The following is a 5,950-nucleotide window of genomic DNA, read 5'->3' on the forward strand; positions in this document are numbered from 1 at the left end:
TGTGAGCAGCGCTTGGCTATACTTGAGCGAAGCGAAACTGCCAAGCGTTGCGAATCACTCTTAAATGCTTTGTTAAATGCTTGATACGACAAACTTAAGTTCTAATCCTTTTAACTTGTGATTTTCCCAGTGTTCAACTGTCAAAGAGATACTTTTATTTCCAACCACCTCAGAATATGAACTGCACGACAAAATGGCACTTTTCATATGTTCCGATAGAGGAAGGCTTAGGCTTGACTCGTGTAGTACTTCAGCCACTACAGTCAGTTTTACACAAGCTTGGGTTACCCTAGAAACGTCATTAATGTTAACTTTTAGCTTTAATGTTTTTGCAATGTGTTCCGAGCCCTCAACATAGTAAGCAATATTATCTGGAAGGATTCCATCGTTAAGCTCTAACATTTGAGAAGATGCCCACCATTCATTTTCGGAAATTTTGTTGTAGTAACCCGTGCTCAACTCTTGGGTTGCCAAAAAACTTTTGGCCTCATAAGGGCTCCAACCTTTTAACTTATCAACTTTCTTTGGATTTTTTTCAGCGATACTCACCTTAAATATGTGTTTAATGGAGTCAATAAGATCGGAGTGCGATTCCAAGTTGCCTCTAGCGACTTCATGCGCCCATCGTTCAAGAAGCGTGAGCCGAAAGTTGAACAATACAACCGCATAGATCTTAGCGACACGTCTGTAGACAGGCTTTTTAATAGAAAATGTAAGACGAGAAAAGACCTGTTCATATGTCGTATACACCAAGAACATGTAGATGAACGGTAAATAACATAATGTTAGCAACGGAGGAACGATAAAGTCATACGCCGTTTTTTCGTTCCCAAATTCACCAAAATCAGTGACCAACATATACAATGTATAACAGACTAATACCACACCAAACATAAATAGGAGGTATTCTAGAACTTTCTTAACTTGGTAATACTTTTCATCTGTTTTGGCGACAGCCAATAAAATACCAATGAACACCAACAAAGGAACTAATATGGCTTCAATCAAAAGAGGAAAAGTGTATACGCCTACAACAAATTGGAAAACCGCCAGTAATTGCAAGTTATCAACAACTAAGCGTTTAAAATGGATCCTATCTTTTTTCAATTTATCAATTTCGAACAAAGACAGAAAACCAACAGAAAAACACCAAAATACTGTATTTTTTATTTGTTCTGTATTCCATAAAGCCAACTCTGAAAGTACAGATATTACAATTGCCATATAGACAATCATTAGCCCAAGTACAGATACTATCTGAGAGACAAAGAAAGTTTGCAATAGCTTGCTAAAAGCACTTCTGACCTCCACCATCTTTGGCGAAAAGTAAACATATACTGAAATTGCTAGAAGCCATAGTGCTATAGCAATTTCTCGGTTATTCAAAATATCCACAAATCTCCCCGAGCATTTAACGCCGCATTAAGGTGTGAGCGGCGCTTGGCTATACTTGAGCGAAGCGAAAGCGCCAAGCGTTGCGAATCACTCTTAAATGCTTTGTTATGTGCCTTTGCGAATAGAGCCCCAATACACTTTGTGCCTGTCAGCCAAAGGAATGATTTTATATTTTTGAATACCAAGCAGGCACCCAACCCTTGAATGCCCCTCAACTAAATGAGGTATGCCAGATTTACCACCAAGAACATTTGCATCTAGAAATATCGGTGGAGTTAACCAAGTGCCATGCTTTTTCCAATGATTGAGTACTTCCTCTCGGCAATCAATCACTGCCTCTCCAACGTCGTTGAAATGCGATGCATCTTCAGATACCTCCTCAAGGAAATCAGGAAATGAAGCATTGCTACCTATCTGCAAAAACTTCGTCGTATCAAAATCAACTAGCTCCCACTTTAGATCAGGAAGTGATAGATCACCGTAGAGAGCTAAAAAGCGACTGTTGGCATTATGATCAATATAAAACTGTTCAATCACAGAATCAGGCGCACTAACCCCATGCAGCTTGAGTAAATCGATACTCTTATCTGTGCTATATGGATCTAGTGCAATTTTCGACAAGTCTTTATACTTCAATTTATTGCCTCAAAACTCTGGTGGCACATAACGCCGCGTTAAGGGGTGAACAACGCCACCACCTGACCTAAACCATTGTGCCATAATCACAAAAGCCAAACTTTGAACCAAAACTGCCAAGCGTTGAGAATCCCTCTTGAACGCTTTGTTATGTGCGTGCTAAACGGTAGCGCCTTACAGTGCCCTCGGTTTCACTTGTGTAGTTGCCAAGATACTCACCGCCACAGTTTTCAATAACCTTTTGGGACGCTGGATTGTCAATTGAACAAGTAACAATAACTGAGTCAGTGACTATATGGTCTCGCACCCAAGCGAGCAGAAATGAGGCTACACCTTTACCACGAACTGACGGTCTAGTTTCGTAGCCAACATGCCCAATGGCATTTTCTACGTTGGCATTAGTACCTTTACGAACTCGAATAGCGCCTAAGATTTCGAAGTTAGATACGCAATAATAAGTTGTGCTGGGTAAATAACCGTTTGGTAACTCAGAAGTTGCCTTAGAACGTTCAACCAAACCGGATAAATAAGCTTCAGGATCTTGCTCAACGCCGGAATATTTAGGGATACCCGACTCCAAACATTCTTTCGCGTAACTTGCTAATATTGGAGCTAAATCTGGACTCGCTTCTACTACTTCCATGTCAATTTTCCTCAAAAGCACATAACGCTGCGTTAAGGTGTGACAAGCGTTTGCCACACTTGAGCGAAGCGAAACCGGCAAGCGTTTGGAATCACTCTTAAACGCCTTGTTAGGTTTATTTTTGTTCCACGTATATTAATTGCTCAACATCAAAACCGTTCTGTTTAGCCAGTTCTTCAAACCTTTCGATGATATCTGCACTTACACTCGGTGACCGCGATAACAACCAAAGATAATCATTGTTCGGACCTGATACAAAAGCATATTCGTAGTTTTCTTTTTCTAGGTCAAAGACCACATATGAGCCATAAAATGGACCAAAAAACGACACTTTCAAATACCCTTCGTCAGAGCTGTTAACGAAATATGCTTTACCTTCCGCTTCTTTCCATTCTTGGGTTGCTGCGGAATAACCGCGGTTCAACACCGAAACACCGCCATCTTTACGCAATCTATATTCGGCAGTGACCTGACTCAAACCTCGTTCAAACGAATGATCTAAGCGAGCTATTTCGTACCACTGACCTAAATAATTATTAAGCTTGAAATCCTTAACTGGTTGTATTGTTTTAGGCATGCCTAAACAACCAACTAGCGATAATAAAACTATGAACAGAAGTACTTTTCTCATAGCTTCCTCCGTAAAAACCTAACGCCCAATTAAGGGGTGAACAATGCTACCACCCACACCTAAAGCATTGTGCCATTAACACTAAATTTGAAGTAGAAGAGAAAATGCCGAGCGTTGTGAATCCCTCTTAAATTGCTTGTTATGAAGCTTTTTCTGACGAAACCTCATATTTTTTCCGAATAAGTTCGACGCCCTCAACGTAGTACTCTCCAGCACGCTCATAGTCTTGCTTAAGTGTATGACTATCTGGATTAGCAAGATGAATAAACTCATTAATTGCGATCCCATACATTGAAAACGAGGTGAAAATTTCATCTGAAATAAAAGGCTTTGATTTAAAGAGTATTTTTATAAAGTCAGACTGAACTGTAACTATTTGCTCTTGAGTTAGCTTAGTTGCTTGCATTGCATTGGCTGCTTCCGCTGCTGCTTTTGATAACCCAAATTCACTTACAAGTAAGTCGTATTGTCGATATTGAGCGGCAGAATAGTGCAATACACCCGCTTTTTCAGCCAATTCACTCACTATTTTAATTTGGTTGTTAAACAATGTACGCTCTATTTCAAGCTCAGACTTTTTACTTTCAATATCATAGCCACACCATACGACTGTCACGTATGCTGTTAATACCGCCGTAAAGCTTATTATAAACAGCTCTTTTACTATCATTTTTATTGAAGGACTCATAATGATTATCCGCCTTGCTTCATAACGCCGCGTTAAGTGGTGAACAACGCCAACCACCAAGCTTAAACCATTGTACCTTAAACACTTAACCCGACTAGAACTGAGATCGCCAAGCGTTGTGAATCCGTCTTGAACGCTTTGTTAGGCTAAAATTGAGCATCAAGAGCTTCGTTTATGGCTTTTTGCAAAGGTTCCTGATTTATGCCCCTATCCTTTGTAAGCTTCTGTATTTCTTGCCAACACATTTCCGAAGCTCCATTAAAAAACGCTGCAAGCTCGCGCAAGTTATACTCTAGCTTTTCCATACCTTTTTCTTGAACAACATACCCAAGCATATCTCGGGCTATATGATGAACCATCCAATTTCGATGTTCTAATATGAGTTTCAAATTTTCATTTGAACTTTCAGTAAAAATTGAAGACTTTTGAGCCTCTTTTATAAGACCACCTAAAGTTTTACGATGAAGTCCCTCATACTCTCTGGTGAACATTTCATCACTTTGGTTTTCACTTCGATGCAACGCAATCAGCAATATCAGCTTATTTTCCAATCCAGCTGCAGCGAGCGCCGCTTTGCCATATTCTCGGTATAAATCCATAGTTAACCTTTTTAGCCTAACGCCCAATTAACGTGTGAGCAGCGCAAACACTGAACTTGAGCACTGCGCCGTAAACACTAAATTCAACCCGAAGTGAGAGCGCCAAGCGTTGCGAATCACTGTTGAATTGTTTGTTATGTTTTACCACAAACGCATGATTTACTTGGTAAAGAACTGCGATTTAGACTTAGCTTTCTGAACTTAATCACAGAGCAAGCACTCGCTTGGTCGCCAAATGCGCCCAACCTAAAGCAAGTATGAACACTTCCCTGCCCAATGAGGCAACACGACAAACATTCAACAACTACCCTAGTCTCTTCTCACACCAGCGCAGACAATGGCAAATTGCCGAGACAGCTGCCAAGGTAGGATGCTAATTAGCTAAGAACCTAAAAGCGACTTAAAGCCAGTTACATTTACAACCAACCGCCACGACCTGACAATGAAGCAACCCACGAACATTGGCATGTTTTACGGCCCGAGTAATTCAAGAATTTAGGCCGACAACATTGATTTGCTGAGTCTACTAGGGGCGAACTGCCAGAGGGACAAAGAACTGAAGCTTAAGAACTTTAAGCCTTTGAAATACAAGTAAACATAACGCCCAATTAAGTAGCCCGAAACGCCCTGGCTCACCTTCCGCATTGCGCCGTAAACATTAAACCCGACGCAAACCAAAAGTGCCACGCGTTGAGGGTCTGCTTGAATTGTTTGTTATGTTTTACCACAAATGACTGATTTATTTGGGAAAGAACTGCATTGTTAGACGTATTTCAAGAAGTGAATCACAAGCCAAACCTCACTTGACCGCCACACGCACGAAACACCAAACGCGTAATTCCACTTCCCTGCCCAATGAGGCAACCCGACAAACGTTCAACAAGCGCCCTCTCTTTCCTACCAAAGCGCAGAACAATGGCAAATTGCCGAGGCAACTGCCAAGCCGATATGCTGATTGGCAAATACGCTCAAAGCGACTTAGAACCCGTGAAATTTGAAACCAACCGCCACGACCTGCAAATGAAGCAATCCGCGAACATTGACATGTTTTAAGGGCTGAGGAATTCACGAAATTAGGCCGACAATGCGGATTTGCTGAGGCAACTCGAACGAATGGCTCAAGGGACAAAGAACAGAGATCGCAGAATTTTTAAGCCATTGAAATACAAGTAAACATAACGCCGCATTAAGGTGTGAGCAACGCTACCACCTAACCTAAACCATGCCACCGTAAACACAAAACCCAACGATGGAATGAAAAATGCCAAGCGTTGGGAATCACTCTTAAATGCTTTGTTAGAACGCAGTTTTACACATCATCTTCCGACAACATTTGACGACAATTACGAACTGTTAGC

At 41.1% G+C, this 5,950-nt stretch carries 7 protein-coding genes; 1 reads left to right on the forward strand and 6 read right to left on the reverse strand.

The genetic code is table 11. The features are described from left to right. Positions 1 to 72 precede the first annotated feature (72 nt). The 6 genes from LIX84_RS22905 to LIX84_RS22930 all read right to left on the reverse strand — a co-directional run bounded on the left by LIX84_RS22905 (position 73) and on the right by LIX84_RS22930 (position 4,592). Positions 73 to 1,395, reverse strand: a complete 1,323-nt coding sequence (locus LIX84_RS22905) for a hypothetical protein (RefSeq protein WP_226422234.1) — start codon at positions 1,393 to 1,395, stop codon at positions 73 to 75. A gap of 105 nt (positions 1,396 to 1,500) precedes the next feature. Further along, complete coding sequence (locus LIX84_RS22910) at positions 1,501 to 2,031, reverse strand: hypothetical protein (RefSeq protein WP_048626499.1); 531 nt, start codon at positions 2,029 to 2,031, stop codon at positions 1,501 to 1,503. Between the two features lie 148 nt (positions 2,032 to 2,179). Beyond that, on the reverse strand, positions 2,180 to 2,674 hold the full coding sequence (locus LIX84_RS22915) for a GNAT family N-acetyltransferase (RefSeq protein WP_140243600.1): 495 nt from the start codon (positions 2,672 to 2,674) through the stop codon (positions 2,180 to 2,182). A gap of 115 nt (positions 2,675 to 2,789) precedes the next feature. After that, positions 2,790 to 3,305 (reverse strand): lipocalin family protein, encoded by a 516-nt coding sequence (locus LIX84_RS22920; protein WP_226422235.1) that lies wholly within the window; start codon positions 3,303 to 3,305, stop codon positions 2,790 to 2,792. Between the two features lie 139 nt (positions 3,306 to 3,444). Then, positions 3,445 to 3,993, reverse strand: a complete 549-nt coding sequence (locus tag LIX84_RS22925; protein ID WP_226422236.1) for a hypothetical protein — start codon at positions 3,991 to 3,993, stop codon at positions 3,445 to 3,447. Positions 3,994 to 4,139: 146 nt separating this feature from the next. Next, positions 4,140 to 4,592 (reverse strand): hypothetical protein, encoded by a 453-nt coding sequence (locus LIX84_RS22930; protein WP_226422237.1) that lies wholly within the window; start codon positions 4,590 to 4,592, stop codon positions 4,140 to 4,142. 915 nt (positions 4,593 to 5,507) lie between these two features. Here LIX84_RS22930 and LIX84_RS22935 point away from each other — a divergent pair. Further along, positions 5,508 to 5,645 carry a hypothetical protein gene (locus tag LIX84_RS22935; protein ID WP_226422238.1) on the forward strand — a complete coding sequence of 46 codons (138 nt, stop codon included), beginning with the start codon at positions 5,508 to 5,510 and terminating at the stop codon, positions 5,643 to 5,645. The last annotated feature ends 305 nt before the right edge of the window (positions 5,646 to 5,950 follow it).

Origin of the sequence: Vibrio sp. E14 (assembly GCF_020515785.1) — a bacterium.
In the GTDB taxonomy this organism is placed as follows: domain Bacteria; phylum Pseudomonadota; class Gammaproteobacteria; order Enterobacterales; family Vibrionaceae; genus Vibrio; species Vibrio diabolicus.